Origin of the sequence: Pseudomonas sp. RIT-PI-r (assembly GCF_001297015.1) — a bacterium.
In the GTDB taxonomy this organism is placed as follows: domain Bacteria; phylum Pseudomonadota; class Gammaproteobacteria; order Pseudomonadales; family Pseudomonadaceae; genus Aquipseudomonas.
The window spans coordinates 261423-280530 of record NZ_LIGE01000023.1 but is presented as its reverse complement, the minus strand read 5'-3'; the positions used below and the strand labels follow the sequence as shown (position 1 = coordinate 280530).

Annotated in this window: 13 protein-coding genes; 7 read left to right on the top strand and 6 right to left on the bottom strand. The window is 59.9% G+C overall.

Annotation, left to right across the window (positions count from 1 at the left end):
- Positions 1 to 14: 14 nt before the first annotated feature.
- Complete coding sequence (gene uvrD / locus AK821_RS10795) at positions 15 to 2198, bottom strand: DNA helicase II (protein ID WP_064389631.1); 2184 nt, start codon at positions 2196 to 2198, stop codon at positions 15 to 17.
- A gap of 257 nt (positions 2199 to 2455) precedes the next feature.
- On the opposite strand from uvrD, the gene AK821_RS10790 reads away from it, so the two are divergent.
- The 3 genes from AK821_RS10790 to AK821_RS29450 all read left to right on the top strand — a co-directional run bounded on the left by AK821_RS10790 (position 2456) and on the right by AK821_RS29450 (position 6678).
- Positions 2456 to 5326 carry a putative bifunctional diguanylate cyclase/phosphodiesterase gene (locus tag AK821_RS10790; RefSeq protein ID WP_064389630.1) on the top strand — a complete coding sequence of 957 codons (2871 nt, stop codon included), beginning with the start codon at positions 2456 to 2458 and terminating at the stop codon, positions 5324 to 5326.
- 127 nt (positions 5327 to 5453) lie between these two features.
- Positions 5454 to 6320 (top strand): transcriptional regulator HexR, encoded by an 867-nt coding sequence (hexR, locus tag AK821_RS10785; RefSeq protein ID WP_008078846.1) that lies wholly within the window; start codon positions 5454 to 5456, stop codon positions 6318 to 6320.
- 154 nt (positions 6321 to 6474) lie between these two features.
- On the top strand, positions 6475 to 6678 hold the full coding sequence (locus tag AK821_RS29450) for a PA3496 family putative envelope integrity protein (RefSeq protein ID WP_077575111.1): 204 nt from the start codon (positions 6475 to 6477) through the stop codon (positions 6676 to 6678).
- On the opposite strand, the gene AK821_RS10775 is transcribed toward AK821_RS29450, so the two are convergent.
- Positions 6620 to 7582: a LysR family transcriptional regulator gene (locus AK821_RS10775; protein WP_016984010.1), complete on the bottom strand. Its 963-nt coding sequence runs from the start codon at positions 7580 to 7582 to the stop codon at positions 6620 to 6622. The two genes, AK821_RS29450 and AK821_RS10775, sit on opposite strands and share 59 nt — an antisense overlap.
- 190 nt (positions 7583 to 7772) lie before the next feature.
- On the opposite strand from AK821_RS10775, the gene AK821_RS10770 reads away from it, so the two are divergent.
- Both AK821_RS10770 and oadA read left to right on the top strand, forming a co-directional pair.
- The gene (locus AK821_RS10770) at positions 7773 to 9188 is read left to right on the top strand and encodes an acetyl-CoA carboxylase biotin carboxylase subunit (RefSeq protein ID WP_025112637.1); all 1416 of its coding nucleotides are present in this window, start codon (positions 7773 to 7775) and stop codon (positions 9186 to 9188) included.
- 11 nt (positions 9189 to 9199) lie between these two features.
- Positions 9200 to 11008 (top strand): sodium-extruding oxaloacetate decarboxylase subunit alpha, encoded by a 1809-nt coding sequence (gene oadA, locus AK821_RS10765; RefSeq protein ID WP_064389628.1) that lies wholly within the window; start codon positions 9200 to 9202, stop codon positions 11006 to 11008.
- 183 nt (positions 11009 to 11191) lie between these two features.
- On the opposite strand, the gene AK821_RS10760 is transcribed toward oadA, so the two are convergent.
- Positions 11192 to 12364 carry an autotransporter outer membrane beta-barrel domain-containing protein gene (locus AK821_RS10760; protein ID WP_442965586.1) on the bottom strand — a complete coding sequence of 391 codons (1173 nt, stop codon included), beginning with the start codon at positions 12362 to 12364 and terminating at the stop codon, positions 11192 to 11194.
- Between the two features lie 486 nt (positions 12365 to 12850).
- On the bottom strand, positions 12851 to 15808 hold the full coding sequence (locus AK821_RS10755; protein ID WP_064389626.1) for an autotransporter outer membrane beta-barrel domain-containing protein: 2958 nt from the start codon (positions 15806 to 15808) through the stop codon (positions 12851 to 12853).
- Positions 15809 to 16071: 263 nt separating this feature from the next.
- Between AK821_RS10755 and AK821_RS31010 the strand changes: the two genes are divergently transcribed.
- Positions 16072 to 16350: a helix-turn-helix domain-containing protein gene (locus AK821_RS31010; protein WP_064389625.1), complete on the top strand. Its 279-nt coding sequence runs from the start codon at positions 16072 to 16074 to the stop codon at positions 16348 to 16350.
- 32 nt (positions 16351 to 16382) lie between these two features.
- Here the strand turns inward: AK821_RS31010 and AK821_RS10745 are convergent, their stop codons facing one another.
- Entirely contained in the window at positions 16383 to 17219 is an 837-nt protein-coding gene (locus tag AK821_RS10745; protein WP_064389624.1) for an amino acid ABC transporter permease, read from the bottom strand.
- Positions 17216 to 18037, bottom strand: coding sequence for an ABC transporter substrate-binding protein (locus tag AK821_RS10740; RefSeq protein WP_064389623.1), 822 nt, complete (start codon positions 18035 to 18037; stop codon positions 17216 to 17218). Before AK821_RS10740 ends, AK821_RS10745 begins: the two co-directional genes overlap by 4 nt.
- A gap of 113 nt (positions 18038 to 18150) precedes the next feature.
- Here AK821_RS10740 and AK821_RS10735 point away from each other — a divergent pair, with 113 nt between their 5' ends.
- Positions 18151 to 19050, top strand: coding sequence for a homocysteine S-methyltransferase family protein (locus tag AK821_RS10735; protein ID WP_064389622.1), 900 nt, complete (start codon positions 18151 to 18153; stop codon positions 19048 to 19050).
- The last annotated feature ends 58 nt before the right edge of the window (positions 19051 to 19108 follow it).

Here is a 19108-nt window from a genome sequence, read left to right as displayed (position 1 = left end):
AAGCTGAATCGGCGTCAGATCGCTTCCAGCTTGGCATAACCCAGCATCAGCCACTTGCTGCCTTCGCTGAAGTTCACCTGCACGCGTGCCTGCGCACCGGCACCTTCGAAGTTGAGAATCACGCCATCACCAAAGATCGAATGGCGTACCGCCTGACCAAGACTGAAACCCGTTTCCGGAATTTCGCTGCCGCTGAACAGGTTGCTGCCGCTCATCGACTGGTTACCGCCGAACGGACGGCTGACGCTGTTCGACAAACGCACTTCCTGAATCAGGCCTTTCGGTACCTCGCGTACGAAACGCGAGACCTTGTTGTAGGTTTCGCTGCCATAAAGGCGACGGGTTTCCGCATAGGTCATCACCAGATTCTGCATCGCCCGGGTGATGCCGACGTAAGCCAGACGGCGTTCTTCCTCAAGACGCCCCGGTTCTTCCAGGCTCATCTTGTGCGGGAACAGGCCTTCTTCCATGCCCACAAGGAACACGTAAGGGAATTCCAGGCCTTTGGCGCTGTGCAGGGTCATCAGCTGAATGCTGTCTTCGTGCTCGTCGGCCTGAGTGTCACCAGCCTCCAGCGAAGCGTGGCCGAGGAACGCCGCCAGTGGCGTCAGCTCTTCGTCTTCTTCGGTGTTCTCGAAGTTGCGCGCGGCGCTGACCAGTTCCTCAAGGTTTTCCACCCGGGCCTGGCCTTTCTCGCCTTTTTCCGCTTCATGGTAGGCAATGAGGCCCGACTGCTCGATGACGGTTTGCGTCATCAAATGCAGCGGCATTTCCATGCACTTGGCGGCGAGGTTTTCGATCAGTTCGATAAACGCACCCAACGCACCGGCCGCGCGACCGGTCAGGCCTTTGTTGGCGACCAGTTGACGCATCGCTTCCCACATCGACACATCGCTGTGGCGGGCGTGATCGCGGATCGCTTCGACAGTTTTCTCGCCGATGCCACGGGCCGGCACGTTGATCACCCGTTCCAGCGCTGCATCGTTGCCGCGACCTTCGAGCAAACGCAGGTAGGCCATGGCGTTCTTGATTTCCGCACGCTCGAAGAAGCGCTGACCACCATAGATTCGATACGGAATACGCTCACGCAGCAACGCTTCTTCCAGAACGCGTGATTGGGCGTTGGATCGGTACAGGATCGCGATATCGCTGCGCGCCAAGCCGGTTTTCAGCGCGCTTTCGATGGTTTCGACAACGTAGCGTGCTTCGTCGTGTTCGTTGAACGCGGCGTACAGATTGATTGCTTCGCCGTCGCCGCCGTCGGTCCACAGCTCTTTACCGAGGCGGCCGGTGTTGTTGGCAATCAGGGCGTTGGCAGCCTTGAGGATGCCAGCGGTGGAGCGGTAATTCTGCTCCAGACGAATGGTCACCGAGTCGGCGAAGTCGGAAGAATACTGATGAATGTTTTCGATCTTCGCGCCACGCCAGCCGTAAATCGACTGGTCGTCGTCGCCGACCACCATCAGACTGTCGCCGCCCTTGCCGAGCAGGCGCAACCAGGCGTACTGCACGGCGTTGGTGTCCTGGAACTCGTCCACCAGAATATGGCGGAAGCGCTTCTGGTAGTGCGCCAACAGGCCCGGATGGTCGCGCCACAAGTCGAGGGCGCGCAGCAGCAGTTCGGAGAAATCGATCACGCCGGCACGCAGACACGCTGCCTCGTAGGCTTCGTAAATGCCGCGCATGGTCGCCAGGTACAAATCACCGCTGGCCTGAATGTGTTGTGGACGCAGGCCTTCGTCTTTCTGGCCGTTGATGAACCACTGTGCCTGACGGGCTGGCCAGCGTTGCTCGTCCAGGCCCAGTTCGCGGATCACCCGCTTGACCAGCCGTTGCTGATCGTCGCTGTCGAGAATCTGGAAAGTCTGGCTCAGGCCCGCTTCCTGCCAGTGCGCCCGCAGCAAGCGGTGCGCGAGGCCGTGGAAGGTGCCGACCCACATGCCAGCCGGGTTGATGCCCAGCAACTGCTCGATGCGGTGACGCATCTCGGCAGCGGCCTTGTTGGTGAAGGTCACCGACAGGATGGAGTGGGGCGAGGCGTTTTCGACCTGGATCAACCAGGCGATACGGTGCACCAGCACTCGGGTTTTACCGGAGCCAGCACCGGCCAGGACCAACTGACGGCCAACGGGGGCCGCTACGGCCTGGCGTTGGGCATCGTTGAGGGAGTTCAGCAGAAGGGAGAGATCATCGCGCATCGGGGCATTCTAGGGTGCGCCGCAGGCCCGGGCAAACCGAGCTTTGCATTAGCCGATGAAACTCCTGTCGATGACGACCGGTCGGTCACTGCCTACAGGCATCGGCCCGCCGAGCTCCAAGGGTTTCGCAGGTGGTAAAGGGCGGAAAAGTTTCGCTGAAATTATGATCAGGAGCAGTTTGGCAACGGGATCGGCTTGTGTATGCTCCGTCCACGTTTCGGGCGCACGCCCTCCTTATAAGAACAAGAACGTTGCCCATGACCCTCAGCGCCGAACTGTCGGGCCCCTCTGTGGAACCCCGGGTTATCCGCAAGCACTATGCCGTCGAAATCGCGGTCGAGCGCACGCGCCTGCTGTATCAGGGCTCGTTGTTGCCCACTCTGTTCATGTTGATCAATGGTCTGGTCTGCGCCGCTTTGCTCTGGAGCCCGCAGCGCTACTTCGTGGTCAGCGTCTGGCTGGTGTGGTTGCTTTCGCTGGTGGCGTTGCGGGTGATTCAGGTGGCGGCATTCGACTCGGCAATCCCTGACCGGCAGGCACAACCGATCTGGCGGCGGATGTTTCTGCTGGGTTCGACCATGACCGGCCTGACCCTGGCCGGTGCCGGCATCGCCTTGGTGCCGGCCGACAACTTCATCCAACAGGCTTGGGTGTTCGGCCTGATTGGCGCCGCAACCCTGTCGGCCAGCGTTGCCTACGCGGTGAGCCTGCCAGCGTTTCTCTCCTTTACCTTGCCCTGTCTGTTGCCGGCGATCGGCTACCTGTTCTGGGGTGGCGACGAACAGGCACGCGGTTGGGGCTGGCTCGGCTTGATCCTGCTCGGCTCGCTGAGCGTGGTCGCATGGCAGGTCAATCGGCTGATCGATCGCGGTTTACTGCGACGTTTCCAGAACCAGCACCTGATCGAACACTTGCAGCAGACCCAGTCACGCAGCGAGCAACTCAACCAGGAACTCGCCAGGGAAATCGAACATCGACGCTGTGCCGAGGGCAAGCTGCGTGAAGCTCAGGTAGAGCTCGAAGACCGCGTCGCCCAGCGCAGCCGTGAACTGGACGCAGCCAATCAGGCCCTGAGTAAAAGCGAAGCGCGGCTGGCGCTGGCGTTGAAGGCCAGTGAGTTGGGGCTGTGGGACTGGAACCTGCAAACCGACGAAGTCCACCACACGCAGATTCAGGAACTGTTCGGCCTCGCTCCGGAATACGTCACGGCGCTGTTGCGCGACCTCAAGCCACGTCTGCATCCCGACGATGTCCCGACGCTGAAATACGCGCTGATAGAACATTTGAAAGGGCGTACCGAGGACTATCAGATCGAATACCGTGTGCGTCACAGCGATGGCCATTGGGTGTGGATCGAAGACCGTGGCCGTGCGGTTGAGCGCAGCGACAGCGGTCGAGTGATCCGCATGGTTGGTACCCGGCGCGACATCAGCGCCAACAAAAGCCTGGAAGAACAGCAGCGCCTGGCGGCGACGGTGTTCGAGGCGGCCAGCGAAGGCATCGTGATCCTCGATCCGAACTATGCGCTGATCGCGATCAACCAGGCCTTCAGTCGTGTCACCGGTTATGACATCGAAGACATGCTCGGGCGCAACGTCGTCGAATTGCCGTGCAGTCGCGATGCCCGCCGCCATTACGTGGCAATCCGTCATGCCTTGGAGCAGCACGGCAGTTGGCAGGGCGAGTTGGTGGAAACGCGCAAGAACGGCGAACTGTATCCGCAATTGCTGCAGTTGAACGCGGTGCGTGACGGTCGGGGAAATGTCAGTCATATCGTTGGCTTCTTCGCCGATCTGTCGGCACGACGCGAATCCGAAGAGCGCATGCGCTATCTGACCCATTACGACGAACTCACCGGTCTGGCCAACCGCTCACTGTTCCGCGAACGCTTGCATGAAGCGCATCAGCGTTCGCGTCAGGGCCGTCGCAGTCTGGCGCTGCTGCACATCAATCTGGATCGCTTCAAACTGCTCAACGACAGCCTCGGCCATGAGATTGCCGACCAGTTGCTGCAGAAAATGGCGCGACGGCTGGTCAACGCTTTACCGGAAGCCGACACCATTGCCCGATTGTCCGGTGATGAGTTTGCGGTGCTGTTCGATGCCTACGGCAACCTGTCGAGTCTGGCCCGGGTCGCCACGCGGTTGTCGAGCAAGTTGCGCCTGCCACTGACGGTCGAAGGGCATGAGTTGGTGGTCAGCGCCTCAATGGGCATCAGCATGCTGCCGGACAATGCCCGAGAAATTTCCGCGCTGGTCAGCCAGTCGAACATGGCCATGCAACACGCCAAACACTTGGGCGGTAACAACTTCCAGTTTTACACCGACAGCTTGCAGGCCAGCACCCTTGAGCGCTTGCAGCTGGAAAATCAGTTGCGCAAAGCCATCGAGGAAAAGCAGCTGAAGGTGTTCTATCAGCCCAAACTGTGTCTGGAATCGGGACGGCTGAATGCCGCCGAAGCGCTGGTGCGTTGGGATCATCCGACCATGGGCCGAGTACCACCGGGAGATTTCATCGGGCTGGCCGAGGAAACCGGACTGATCGGGCCGATCGGCGAGTTTGTCCTGCGCCAGGCGTGTTGGCAGGCGTGCGAATGGCAACGTCAGGGGCTTGCGCCGATCCGCGTTTCGGTGAATCTGTCGGTGCATCAGCTGCGTCAGGGCAAACTGGTCAGTCTGGTGCGCCAGGTGTTGGAGGAAACCGGGCTGGCGCCGCACTACCTTGAGCTGGAACTGACCGAAAGCCAGTTGCTCGACAGCGTTGAACACATCATCGCCACTTTCCAGCAGTTGCGTGATCTGGGGGTGAAACTGGCCATCGACGACTTCGGCACCGGCTATTCGTCGCTGAGTTACCTCAAGCGCATTCCGGTGGATTACGTGAAGATCGATCAGGCGTTCATTCGTGGATTGGGCGAGGGCAGCGAGGATGCGGCGATTACCCGGGCGATCATCGCCATGGCCCATGGCTTGTCGCTGAAGGTGGTGGCGGAAGGTGTCGAGCGCCAGGATCAGCTGGAGTTTTTACGCGTCGAGCGTTGCGATGAAGTACAAGGCTATCTGATCAGCCGTCCGGTGGAGGCTGCCGCGCTGGCCGGGCTTTTGCGCGAGCAGGAAAAACCGTTTTAAGGGCTACATGCAGCTCATCGCGCCTGATATGGGGACATGGAGTTACGCATTGAGCAGGCAAAAAGCCAATTCATGTAGTATAACTACAAGCGTGCTACATCCTTGCCCATAAGAAGAGTCCAGCCCCTTGAATCTGCTGCAACACATTGCCCAGTCACGTCACCTGTTACGCAAGTCGGAGCTCAAGGTCGCCGACCACGTGCTGCTTGACCCTGCGGCGGTGATGCACAGTTCCATGGCCGATCTGGCCCACAGCGTCGGCATCAGTGAGCCGACCATTGTGCGCTTCTGTCGCGCCATCGGTTGCTCCGGCTTCCAGGATCTGAAACTCAAACTGGCGCAAAGCCTGGCCGCCGGTGCCAGCTTCGGCCAGTTCGCGATCCACGAAGACGACTCGGTCGCCGACTACAGCCTGAAGATTTTCGACACCACGTTGCACACGCTGATGGAAGTTCGCGAGAAGCTCGATCCGATTGAGTTGCAGCGCGCGGTGACGCTGATGTCGCAGGCGCAGCGGGTCGAGTTCTACGGCTTTGGTGCTTCCGGCGCAGTAGCGGCGGACGCGCAGCACAAGTTTTTCCGATTGCTGCTGACCGCAGCGGCGTATTCCGATCCGCACATGCAGGCGATGTCGGCGGTAACCCTGAAGCCGACCGATGTGGCGATTTGTATTTCGCAGTCCGGGCGTTCCAAGGATTTGCTGATCACCGCCAACCTTGTTCGTGAGAGCGGTGCGTCGCTGATCACCCTGTGCCCGAGCCAGACGCCGTTGGCCGAATTGTCGACCGTCAATCTGGCGATCGATGTGCATGAAGACACCGAAATCTATACGCCGCTGACTTCGCGTATCGCCCACCTGGTGGTGATCGATGTGCTGGCGATGGGCGTGGCCATGGCGCGCGGGCCGAGCCTGGTCAATCACCTCAAGAGCGTCAAGCGCAGTCTGCGCAGCCTGCGCTTGTCGCCAAAAGCCGCCAAAGCCCTGGATGATTAAGATCAAAAGATCGCAGCCTTCGGCAGCTCCTACACGGATCAATGTAGGAGCTGCCGGAGGCTGCGATCTTTTGCTTTTTTGACGGCAGCTTTCATCAAACCGTCATCCCTCCCGCCTATCGTGAAACTCCCGTAATCGCCTTGGGAGACTCGAAATGGCTCAGCCTTACGAAGAACGCAACAGCGCCGCGAAAACCCGTCGTCAGCAGGAAGACCAGCGCCGCATGGAATTTCGCCGCGCTATCGAAGATCGCTTCGAGCTGCGCCAGCTTCAAGCTGAAATCGGCGACTTTCCCGACATCACTCACTGGCAGGCAGCACCCGCAGCTTCCCGTCGAAGCGCTCAACCAGCGCGCTGATCTGCACGCGTTCGCTGCGGATGAACGCCAGGAAGGCGTGCGCCACCGGTGACAAGCGTTTGGCTTTCGCTTGCACCAGGCACCAGCTACGCAGCAGCGGCAGTTCCTCGACCGGCAACTCGACGAGTCCGCCGGTCGCCAGCTCCAGGTTCAGGGCGTGGCGCGTCAACAGCGCCAGGCCCAGACCCGCCTGCACGCATTCGCGCTGTGCTTCGGCCGAAGCGACTTCCTGAGTCTGAGTGAAGTGCACGCGCTTCTCTTTGAAATACTCTTCGCAGGCCAGGCGTGTGCCCGAGCCGGGTTCGCGGATCAGCAGCGTGTAAGGCTCAAGGTCCTGCAAGCGCAGCGGGCCCATGTGCGCCAACGGGTGATCCGGGCGCGCCACGGCAACAATCGGATTGTTGAGAAACGGCAGAAATTCCAGGCCCATGTCCTGGGGCACCATCGACATGATTACCAAGTCATCGCGGTTATCGGAAAGTCGGCGGATCACTTGGCCACGGTTGACCACGGTCAGTTGCAGATTCACTTCCGGATGCTGGCGTTTGAACGCGGCGAACAGGTGCGGGACGAAATATTTGGCGCTGGACTCCACCGCCAGTTTCAGCTGACCTTGCAGCGATCCCTGCATGTCCGAGAGCTGCATATCGAGGTTTTCCAGGCGCCCGAAAATGTCCCGGCTGGCGCGCTGAAGTGCTTCAGCGGCTTCGGTCATGTAGAGTTTTTTGCCGACATAATCGAATAATGGCTGGCCGATCAGCTCTTCCAGCTGACGAATCTGCAGGCTCACGGCAGGTTGCGTGAGGGACATTTCCTCGGCTGCGCGGCTGTAAGAGCGTAAATCACACACTTCATTGAAGATCTGCAATTGACGCAATGTCATACGCATCAAGGACTTACGCATTTTTTATCGGCTCTGACGGCTGGCGAATGTTTCAACTATAAGTCTTTACTTATGCATGACCCAATTTTTATTCATTTTTGTTAATCCCTCATGAGCGCTAGTGTGGACCTGCGACTAAATTGAAACATTTGGTCACGCGTCGACCTGGGTCTAGCAGGTCGTGGTGCCACCGGCTCAAGGGAACCTCCAAGTGATAACAAAGATCCTGATCGCCAACCGTGGTGAGATTGCCGTACGAATCGTGCGAGCCTGCGCCGAAATGGGCATTCGCTCGGTTGCGATTTTTTCCGACGCCGACCGCCATGCCTTGCATGTGAAGCGTGCGGACGAGGCCCACAGCATCGGTGCCGAGCCACTGGCCGGTTACCTGAACCCGCGCAAGCTGGTGAACCTGGCGGTTGAAACCGGCTGTGATGCACTGCACCCGGGTTACGGTTTCCTCTCGGAGAACGCCGAACTGGCAGACATCTGCGCTGAACGCGGAATCAAATTCATCGGCCCGTCGGCAGAAGTCATTCGCCGCATGGGCGACAAGACCGAAGCGCGCCGCAGCATGATCAAGGCCGGTGTGCCGGTCACGCCGGGCACCGAAGGCAATGTCGCCGACATCGAAGAAGCCTTGGCCGAGGGCGACCGCATTGGTTACCCGGTCATGCTCAAAGCCACCTCCGGTGGTGGCGGGCGCGGCATCCGTCGCTGCAACAGTCGCGAAGAGCTCGAACAGAATTTCCCTCGGGTGATTTCCGAAGCGACCAAGGCCTTCGGTTCTGCCGAAGTGTTCCTGGAAAAATGCATCGTTAACCCCAAGCACATCGAAGCGCAGATTCTCGGCGACAGCTTCGGCAACGTCGTGCACCTGTTCGAGCGCGACTGCTCGATCCAGCGTCGCAACCAGAAGCTCATCGAAATCGCCCCGAGCCCGCAACTGACTCCAGAACAGCGTGCCTACATCGGCGACCTGTCGGTGCGTGCGGCCAAGGCGGTGGGTTACGAGAACGCCGGTACCGTGGAGTTCCTGCTCGCCGAGGGCGAGGTGTACTTCATGGAGATGAACACCCGGGTGCAGGTGGAACACACCATCACCGAAGAAATCACCGGGATCGACATCGTCCGCGAGCAGATCCGCATCGCCTCCGGCCTGCCGCTGTCGGTGAAGCAGGAAGACATTCAGCACCGGGGTTTCGCGTTGCAGTTCCGCATCAACGCCGAAGACCCGAAGAACAACTTTCTGCCGAGCTTCGGCAAGATCACCCGTTATTACGCCCCCGGTGGCCCGGGCGTGCGCACCGACACGGCAATCTACACCGGCTACACCATTCCGCCGTTCTACGACTCGATGTGCCTGAAACTGGTGGTCTGGGCGCTGACCTGGGAAGAGGCGATGGACCGTGGCCTGCGCGCGCTGGACGACATGCGTCTGCAAGGCGTGAAGACCACCGCCGCGTATTACCAGGAAATCCTGCGCAACCCGGAATTCCGTAGCGGCCAGTTCAATACCAGCTTCGTTGAAAGCCACCCGGAACTGACCAACTACTCGATCAAGCGCAAACCCGAAGAGCTGGCCCTGGCCATCGCCGCCGCCATCGCCGCCCACGCAGGCCTGTGAGGAATACAACAATGTCCAAGAAGATCTTCGTAACCGATACCATCCTGCGCGACGCTCACCAATCGCTGCTCGCCACCCGCATGCGCACCGAAGACATGCTGCCGATCTGCGACAAGCTCGACAAAGTCGGCTACTGGTCGCTGGAATGCTGGGGCGGCGCGACGTTCGACGCCTGTGTTCGCTTTCTGAAAGAAGACCCGTGGGAGCGTCTGCGCCAACTGCGCGCGGCGCTGCCTAACACCCGCCTGCAAATGCTCCTGCGCGGGCAGAACCTGCTCGGCTACCGCCACTACAGCGACGACGTGGTCAAAGCCTTCGTCGCCAAGGCTGCGGTGAATGGCATCGACGTGTTCCGTATCTTCGACGCGATGAACGACGTGCGTAACCTGCGCGTGGCCATCGAAGCGGTGAAAGCGGCTGGCAAACATGCCCAAGGCACCATCGCCTACACCACCAGCCCGGTGCACACCATCGATGCGTTCGTGGCGCAAGCCAAGCAGATGGAAGCCATGGGGTGCGACTCGGTGGCGATCAAGGACATGGCCGGTCTGCTGACCCCTTACGCTACCGGTGAACTGGTTCGCGCGTTGAAAGCCGAGCAATCGCTGCCGGTGTTCATCCACTCCCACGATACGGCTGGTCTGGCGACCATGTGCCAGCTCAAGGCTATCGAAAACGGCGCCGACCATATCGACACCGCGATCTCCAGCTTCGCTTCGGGCACCAGCCACCCGGGCACCGAGTCGATGGTCGCCGCGCTCAAGGGCACCGAGTACGACACCGGTCTGAACCTCGAACTGCTGCAAGAGATCGGCCTGTACTTCTACGCCGTGCGCAAGAAGTACCACCAGTTTGAAAGCGAATTCACCGCCGTCGATACCCGTGTGCAAGTCAACCAGGTGCCGGGCGGGATGATTTCCAACCTTGCCAACCAGTTGAAAGAGCAGGGCGCCCTCAATCGCATGGGCGAAGTGCTGGCGGAAATCCCGCGCGTGCGTGAAGACCTCGGCTTCCCGCCGCTGGTGACCCCGACTTCGCAGATCGTCGGCACCCAGGCGTTCTTCAACGTCTTGGCCGGCGAGCGTTACAAGACCATCACCAACGAAGTGAAGCTGTACCTGCAGGGCGGCTACGGCAAGGCGCCGGGCGTGGTCAACGAGAAACTGCGTCGCCAAGCGATCGGCAGCGAAGAAGTCATCGATGTGCGTCCGGCCGACCTGCTCAAGCCGGAAATGACCAAGCTGCGTGCCGATATCGGCGCATTGGCCAAGTCGGAAGAAGACGTGCTGACCTTCGCCATGTTCCCGGACATCGGCCGCAAGTTCCTCGAAGAGCGTGCCGCCGGCACCCTCACGCCGGAAGTGCTGCTGCCGATCCCGGAGGCTGGCAGCGTTGCGTCGGCGGGGGGCGAAGGCGTGCCGACCGAGTTCGTCATCGACGTGCACGGTGAAACCTACCGCGTCGACATCACCGGTGTCGGCGTCAAGGCCGAAGGCAAGCGTCACTTCTACCTGTCCATCGACGGCATGCCGGAAGAAGTGGTGTTCGAACCGCTCAACGAATTCGTCGGCGGTGGCAGCAGCAAGCGCAAGCAAGCTTCGGCACCGGGCCATGTCAGCACCACCATGCCCGGCAACATCGTCGATGTGCTGGTCAAGGAGGGCGACACCGTCAAGGCCGGTCAGGCTGTGCTGATCACCGAAGCGATGAAAATGGAAACCGAAGTCCAGGCGGCGATTGCCGGCAAGGTCACCGCGATTCATGTGGCCAAGGGCGATCGAGTCAATCCGGGCGAAATTCTGATCGAGATCGAAGGCTGAGATAACGGCCGCGATCCAACGCTTTAAACCTCGGGGGGGCATGTGCTCCCCTTTTTTTTGCCTGGATTTTTGCCCTATGGGAGCTGCCGCAGGCTGTGATCTCTTGATCTAGGTTTTTATTAATCCAAAACAACATCAAAAAATCGCAGTCTTCGGCAGCTCCTACAGTGAGCGTTGTGTCTGTTAGAACGCCATGCGCCATTGGCCCATCACGCCGTGAGAGCGGCTCTCGGTGCCGAAGTCACCGGTCACGCCCACGCCGAGGGTGTGGTTGGACGATAGGCCAAGATCCAATCCTGCGTCCACGGCCAGACTGTTGCGATCCAGTTCCGCCCCCGTCACCGCGAAGCGCTTGCCACCTTTGACCAGTTGCTGACTCGTGTCACTCTCGAGCTCGCCGTACAGGTGTTTCCAGCCCGCACTGAATCTTGGGGTCAGGCTCATGCCGTTATTCAACTGGCCGGTTTTCGCTGCGCGAAAGCCCAGCGTGGTGCTGAGGTTGTCCCGGGTTTGCCCGAATACTTTCAGTGCCGCATCGCCACCTTTTTCCGTGTAGCTGTCGCGTTGATAGCGTTGATACCCAAGACTGGCGAAGGGTTCGAAGGTCAGGTTCTGGCGACCGATGTTGAAACCGATTTCGGCAAAGGCTTGTTGGGTATTCGCGTCGTAGCTGCCCTTGAGGCGGTCACTGAAGCCGTTGAATGCGACCCGGCGTTTGCTGCTGCCGTCGTGGCTGCCATAGGTGGCGCCGAAGCGCAGTGCCAGCGGCCCGTCCTGACGTACGGCGTAGGCCCCGAGGTGCCAGCTGTCGAGGTCGCCGTCGTATTGACGGGCGTCGAGGCGGGTCTGGGATTTTCCGCCAAGCAAGCCGAAGTGCCATTGCTCGTTCAGACGCCAGTCGGCGCCCATCACCAAACCTTGGGTGGCGTGTTTCAAGGTGCTGTCGAACTCGCGGTCGACACTGCCGCCATGCCCGAGCGCCTGAATCCACACCCGCCCGCCTTGCGCACCTTTGCTGGCCTGGCGTGGTGAGTTGCCGTAGTTGTAAGCGGCGCCGCTGCGGTTATCCAATTGGCGCATGGCCGACAGCATGCTCGCGCTCACCGGGGTGACGCTGCTCAATGTGGCTTTGGCGAGGTTGGCATTGCTGCCGGCGGCGAGTTGTTCGAGGGCCAAACCGGACGTTGCGTGGTTGGCGTCGAGCAGGGCAGTGATCGCGGCGTTTGAGGGCGTGGCAGGAAGAGTGGGTTTTTCCAGTTGGGCAGGTGCCTGAGGATTCTGACCTGGTTGAGGTTCTGACAATGGTGAATGTTTTTGCTCGATGCTGTTGAGGAGCGCCTGACCCGTTTGGCTCATCTGCGCTTCTGTAAGCGATACACGGTCCGGCGTTGGCGTTGGCGTGCCGGGTGGTGGAGGGCTGGCCGGTGTCGTTTTCTGATCGATCGCCTCCACCACTGTGGGAGCTGCCGATGTATCGGTGGCAGGTTTTGGCGTTCTCTTGCGAGGCTTTTTGGGTGTGTCTTCAATAATGCTTTCGACGACCTGAGTATCTTGCTGTTGTGCGATGGAAATTTCGGTCCATGCCATGGTTAGTGCAATTGCCAATGCAAGATGGTGAGGGCGGAATGTATGTTGAGCGAACATCGAGTCGAGCCTCTTTAGACAGAAGACTCGACTCTAGGAGCCTGGCAAAAAAAACGATGTCAGCTACTTCCCGCAGCTCCGCGGGCAGCTTCGGATGGTTTTGTAGAAATCTCCCACCAGAAACGCAAGGGATGTTTTTACATGGTTTGCTCGGTGACTTTTCTTACAACCAACCAAGACAGCGCCGACTATTCATCATCAGAAACTCATCTGCCAATTACCAATCAAGCCGTGGTTACGGCTGTCGCTGCCAATCTCGCCGCTGTACCCGACCCCCAGCGTATGCCGCGCGGAAATGCCCACATCCAGTCCAGCCTCGAGCACCAGACTGTCCCGATCCAGCGAGCTGCCATCGACACTGAACGCCGTGCCACCGACCACAAACGCCTGTCGCGTCGAACTGCTGACATCGCCATAGGTGTGTTTCCATCCGGCGGCCATGCGCGGCGTCACGCTCATACCATTGTCGAGGCTGCTCAGGCGCGCCAGTCGCAGGCCGAAGGTGCTGCTGAAGTTGTCTTGCGTCTGACTGTCGACCTGCAGGGCGGCGGCGCCTCCCTTTTCCTGGTAGCTGTCGCGGTGGTAGCGCTGGTAGCCGAGGCTGGCGAAGGGCTCGGCGCTGAAGCGGCCGCTGCCCATGGCGTAACCCAGTTCGGCGAAGGCTTGCTGGCTGTCGGCGTCGTAATCGCCTTTCGGTCGGTCGCTGAAACCATTGAAGGCGATGGTCCGTTTGCTTTCACCTTGATGGCCGCTGTACGCCGCGCCCAGACGCAGGGAAATCGGGCCGTTCTGATGCAGTGCGTAAACACCGGCATGCCAGCTCTCGACGTTGCCATCGACGCCGGTCGCGTCGAGCTCGGTTTTCGAATAACCGCCGAGCACGCCCAGACGCCATGCCGAATCCAGTGCCCAGTCAGCACCGAGCACACTGCCCTTGGTGCGTTGTTCGAGACCGCTGCTGCCGTGTTCGCCATCGAGCTTGCCGTAGCCGCCGATGCCTTGCAGCCAGAGGCGACCGCGCGCATTCGGGTCGTTCAGGTTGCGCGCTTCCGAGGGCACGCCATTGGCTGCCAACACGGGCGTCTCGCGTTGATCGAGACCGACCAGCAAACCCGGACTGCCGCCCATTTGTTGCATGGCCGAGAGCATGCTGCTGCCGACCTGGCTACTGGCGCCGAGGGTGGCGCTGGTCAGGCTGGCGTTGCTGGCGCCGGCCAGTTGCTCGATGGCCGCGCCGGCGCTGCTTTGAGTGGTGTTGAGCAACGCGTTGTACAGCGCATTGTTTTTACCCATGGAGGCGAGGCTGTTGGCGGCGTTGCTGCCGTTGCCGGTGACCGCGAATTGATTGAAGGCGACGTCGTTGCGGGTGTATGTCAGATCAACCTGGGTCGGCGTGTAGGCAAGCGTCGGCGTGAGAAACGCGTAATCGCTGGTGACCTTGCCGAACGTGCCGTTGACCTGCGCGGCCTGCAACACGGTGTATTGGCTCTGCCACGGATAAGTACCGGCGCCGGGATTTACCGCGAGAGTCGCACCGTTCAGATTGGCGATGCCGCCGACCTGCAGCGGCGCGCTGCTGCCATCGGCATTGACGCCGTAGGCGAGCGTGGACGCGCTGCCCATGTTCAAGTCGTGAATGATGGTCGCGCGGCCAAGGCCGGTATCGGTGCGCAAGGTGCCGTTGACGTTGAGGCTGCCCACCGAACCGCCACCGGCATACACGCCGCCCGCGTCGATGGTCAGGCTGCCGGCAATACCACCCTGGTTGATCAGTGTCGCGCCGTTGCGCACCGTGCCGCCGTCGCTGAAATCACCACTGCCTGTGAGTGTCCACGCGCCTTGCTTGACCTCCAGCCATTCGAAGTTGCGACTGGCGCCGAAACTGCCGCCGGCCGCGTCGTCCATCACCACGCGGTCGTAACCGCTGCCGCCATCGACCATGCCGACGAAACGGCTGCCATTGCGCAAAGTCAGGCTGTCGTTGCCGCCGCCCAGGTCCAGCGCCAGGCCGTTGCTGCCTCTGATGGTGCCGCCGTTGATCACGTTGTCGGCAAATTCGCCGACCAGCTTCACGCCGAAACCGTTGAGGCCTTGAATGGTGCCGAAGTTCTCCAGAGTGGTCGCCGCCAGTCCCGAGCCGCCACTGCCATCGTCAACCAGAATGGCGCTGTCGGCACCGCTGATCAGCGCGCCGCTGGTGTTGAGAATGTAACCGCCGCCCAGCGCGATACCTTCGCTGCCGTTGGCGAAACCGCCCTTGTCCACACCGCCTGCACCGATGCCCTGAATGGTCCCGTAGTTTTCAATGTGGGCGATCTTGTCGATGTCCACGCCATCGCCGTCACCGTTCGCTTGCAAGCCTGAGTAAGCGCCAGTGATGGTGCCGTGGTTGATCACGGTGCCATCGCCGTCGGAACCGAACCCGGAACCATTGCGGCCAGTGATTTCCCCGTAGTTGACCAGCGTCGCGCCGAGATCGGTAGTGATGCCGTGACGGCCACCGGAAATCACTCCGTAATTGGTCACGCTGACACCGCTGGCGGAGTCGATATCAATGCCGTCGAACTTCTCGTCGGCATTGTGCGAATCGCCGGTGGAAATCTCGCCGTAGTTGGAAATGCTCGCGTTGGCGCCGGTCTTCATGCCGTCACTGGCGTCGCCGCGAATCAGCCCGCCGGCGCGGTTGATAATCGTGGTCTTCACGCCGTCACTGCGCAGCGCATCGAGGTCCAGCCCCTGGCCGGTGGTCGAACGAATGATGCCGCTGTTGTCGATCAACAGGCTGCCGCTGACGAAGTTGCTGTCGATGCGCAAGGCGTCGTTGGCGCCGAGAATCTGCCCGCCACTGCGGTTGTAGATTGTGTAGTTGCGCGCCTGGGTCAGGTCGCCGCTGCTGTCGATGGCCCGGCCGCCGGTGGAAACGATTTTGCCGGCGTTATCGATCACCACACCCGCATCGCTGGTCTTGTCTTTCAGGCTCACGGCCTTGCCGCTGTTGGTGATACTGCCCGGCGCCGAAATCGTTAGCGTGTCGCTGCCACCCAGTGCTTGCGCTGCCGTGGTGGCGGTGTCGATCTGCACGGTTTTGCCGTGGGCTGCTGTGGCGGTGACCAACAGGGCAATGGCGAGGGACAGACGCTGGGGCGGGAACGGCATGGGTCGACGGCCTTTTTGTTATAAGCGGGCCGTCCTGTATAGCGAAGGGTTTTTACAGAATGATGTCGGTGGTTGATCTGCATTGTTTTGCATCTTCAGCGCTGAAACATATTAATTTCTGCATTTTGTTGCAGTTTTTTTGCCTGTTCCTCTCATCAGGTGCAGTAAGTTTTGATTCAAACGCCGAAGCACTCACATCAATGAATCCCCACGCCATTAATGTTTATTGAGCCTTTTGCGGCGCTCGAAGATTGGAGAGGAAAATGGTAATGACAGTTCTCGAACGCATGGCGCTCATCGAAAGCATTCAAGAGGCGCTAGCCGACGGGACATTGGAAATCAGCGAAGCCGTCCGCCGTTTACGAGTGGAGGTGACAGGGCTGCATCAAATCCAATTCGCTAAGATGTGCAAAATTTCGGTCCGCACGTTGATACACATAGAGCACGCTGAGGGTAATCAGACGTTGAGGTCGTTGGACTCGATATTCCGATTGTTTGGGATGAAAATGGGCGTGGTGCGGGTACGCCGAGAGCCCCATTAAAACCCGAAGCCGCCCGCAATGCGCCAATCGCCCTAGCTCCGCCGCTCGTAAGCCTTGCCGTAGTGGCGCTCCATGCGTGCCTGAATCAATTCCAGTCCAATCGACATCAGCCAGTAGATGATCGCCGCCGTCGTCAGCATTTCGATATAGCGGTAGCTTGAGCGCCCGTATGACTGCGCGAGAAACATCACTTCCCAGACGCCCATCACCGAAATCAGCGACGAGTCCTTGAGCATCGAAATGAACTGGTTGGTCGTGGGCGGGATGATCGTGCGCATGGCTTGCGGCAGGGTGATGCGCCAGAAAATCACCGTCTCGCGCATCCCCAATGCCAGCGATGCTTCGCGTTGGCCGTAGTCGACCCCGAGGATGCCGGCGCGAAAGATTTCACTGAGATAGGCGCCGTAGTTCAATGACAAGGCGATTATGCCGGCGACGATGGCGCCGGGCACGATGCCCAATTGCGGCAAACCCAGGTAGATGAGCAAGATCTGGATGAGCAGTGGCGTACCGCGAAAGAACGAGGTGTAAAAACTGGCGATGCCGAATGCCACCGCGCTTTTCGACAGGCGTGCCAATGCCGTGATGAAGCCGAGCAGGGACGAGGCAACAATCGAGCACAGACACAGGAAAAGCGTCAGCGCCGCACCCTGCAGAAAGCCGTTGGGCGCCAGATGCAAGCCGACCAGATTGGGCAGCTTGTCGAGGATGATCGAGAACTTCAGGTCGAAGCTCAGGAAGAACCCGGCGAACAGGCAGACCAACGCTGCCCAGGTCAGGTACAGCCGCGTACGAAAACCAAACAAGCGTTGCAGGCGTGATTCAGCCACCGGTTGCGGCGGCTGTGGCGGTGTCGGGAAAGAAGTCATTGGCTGATATCAGCGCCGATCCATTTTTGCGACAGCTTGCTCAGGGTGCCGTCCTGTTTCAGTTGCGCGAAGACTTCACGCACCTTGGCGTCCCATTGCGCATCGCCCTTTTCGATGGCCACCGAGTTCGGCTCCGAATACAGCGGCGCGCCGGCCAGTTTGAAGCGCTTGTCTTCGTTCAGGCGTGGCTGCGCGGTGACGAGGTTAGTGAGGATGGCATCCAGGCGCACGCCGGCGCCCAGGCCCAGATCCTGGAAGGCGACGTTGTCAGTATCGTACGGAGCGATCTGCACATCGTCGAACGGGTACTGCAACTGCGTGTCTTCAGCGCCTTCGATGACCAGGTTCTTGTTCAGATAGCTTTCGTAACTGGACGCGCTGGTGAGGCCGACTTTTTTGCCACTCAAATCCTTGGCAGCGTGGATCCGCTCATCCTTGGCATTGACCACGATCACTGCCGGCGAAGCGTAGTACTCGACCGGGAAGTCGAATACCTCGGCGCGGGCCTTGCTCGGCGTCATCGAGCAGATGCAGATGTCGTAGCGTCCGCTCCAGCGGCCGGCCGCAATGACGTCCCAGGACGGCGTTTCCAGTCGCAGCTTGACACCTAACTTGTCAGCCACGGCTTTGGCGACATCCACGTCGAAGCCATCCAGTTGATTCTGGTCATTGAGAAACGAGAACGGTGGATAGCTTTCCATCAGCACCCCGACCAGTTCTTTCTTTTGCTCGATACGGTCCAGCGTCGTGCCACCAAAGGCTTGCGTGGAGGCGGCCAGAATCGTCAGGCCCAGGGCCAGTAGCGGTTGAAATTTCACAGTCGATCCCTGGGTAAAAAAGAGGTTGTTTTTAACGGAATGGTGCGTATTAAATAGTTATAAGAACGACTCTGATAGTGAGTTATTTTCATAAGCATATGAGTGAAAAGCATATGGGCGCAGGCAGCACGATTATTCTCGATGGCGGCATGGGCCGTGAGTTGCAGCGCGCCGGAGCGCCATTTCGTCAGCCGGAGTGGTCGGCGCTGGCATTGAGCGAAGCACCGCAAGCGGTCGAGGCGGTACACGCGGCTTACATCGCCAGTGGCGCCAATGTGATTACCACCAACAGTTATGCCGTGGTGCCGTTCCATATTGGTGAAGAGCGTTTCGCCGCTGAAGGGCAGGCGCTGGCAGCGTTGGCCGGTGAGCTGGCGCGGCGTGCGGTGCAGACATCGGGAAAGTCCGTGCGGGTGGCCGGCTCATTGCCGCCGCTGTTTGGCTCCTATCGTCCGGATCTGTTCAACGCCGACCGAGTGAACGAGTTGCTGGCGCCCTTGGTCAATGGCCTGGCACCGCATGTTGATCTGTGGCTGGCGGAAACCCAGAGTTCGATCATCGAGGCGCGAGCCATTCATGCGGGGTTGCCGAAGGATGGCAAACCGTTCTGGTTGTCGTTCACTTTGAAGGATGAAGACACCGATGAAGTGCCGCGCCTGCGCTCTGGTGAGCCGGTCGCCGAAGCGGCGGCGGTGGCGACTGAGTTGGGCGTCGAGACGTTGTTGTTCAATTGCAGTCAGCCGGAAGTGATTGGCGCAGCGATCGACGCGGCACGTGAAACCTTCGAGCGTCTGGGGGTGAACATTCATATTGGCGCTTACGCCAATGCATTTCCGCCGCAGCCCAAAGAGGCCACTGCCAATGACGGACTCGATCCGTTGCGCGAAGACCTCGATCCACCGGGTTACTTGCACTGGGCGATTGATTGGCAACAGCGCGGTGCCAGCCATTTGGGCGGTTGCTGCGGGATCGGGCCGGAACATATTGCGGTGCTCGCACAAAAGCTGGGCTGAAAACAGATCAAAAGATCTCAGCCTGCGGCAGCTCCTACAGGGTGAACGTCAATCCCGT

Excerpts from the sequence above, each read along its gene's own strand:
- uvrD (WP_064389631.1), bottom strand. The coding sequence starts at position 2,198 with ATGCGCGATGATCTCTCCCTTCTGCTGAACTCCCTCAACGATGCCCAA.
- AK821_RS10790 (WP_064389630.1), top strand. The coding sequence starts at position 2,456 with ATGACCCTCAGCGCCGAACTGTCGGGCCCCTCTGTGGAACCCCGGGTT.
- AK821_RS29450 (WP_077575111.1), top strand. The coding sequence starts at position 6,475 with ATGGCTCAGCCTTACGAAGAACGCAACAGCGCCGCGAAAACCCGTCGT.
- AK821_RS10775 (WP_016984010.1), bottom strand. The coding sequence starts at position 7,582 with ATGCGTAAGTCCTTGATGCGTATGACATTGCGTCAATTGCAGATCTTC.
- oadA (WP_064389628.1), top strand. The coding sequence starts at position 9,200 with ATGTCCAAGAAGATCTTCGTAACCGATACCATCCTGCGCGACGCTCAC.
- AK821_RS10760 (WP_442965586.1), bottom strand. The coding sequence starts at position 12,364 with ATGAGCCAAACGGGTCAGGCGCTCCTCAACAGCATCGAGCAAAAACAT.
- AK821_RS10755 (WP_064389626.1), bottom strand. The coding sequence starts at position 15,808 with ATGCCGTTCCCGCCCCAGCGTCTGTCCCTCGCCATTGCCCTGTTGGTC.
- AK821_RS31010 (WP_064389625.1), top strand. The coding sequence starts at position 16,072 with ATGGTAATGACAGTTCTCGAACGCATGGCGCTCATCGAAAGCATTCAA.
- AK821_RS10745 (WP_064389624.1), bottom strand. The coding sequence starts at position 17,219 with ATGACTTCTTTCCCGACACCGCCACAGCCGCCGCAACCGGTGGCTGAA.
- AK821_RS10735 (WP_064389622.1), top strand. The coding sequence starts at position 18,151 with ATGGGCGCAGGCAGCACGATTATTCTCGATGGCGGCATGGGCCGTGAG.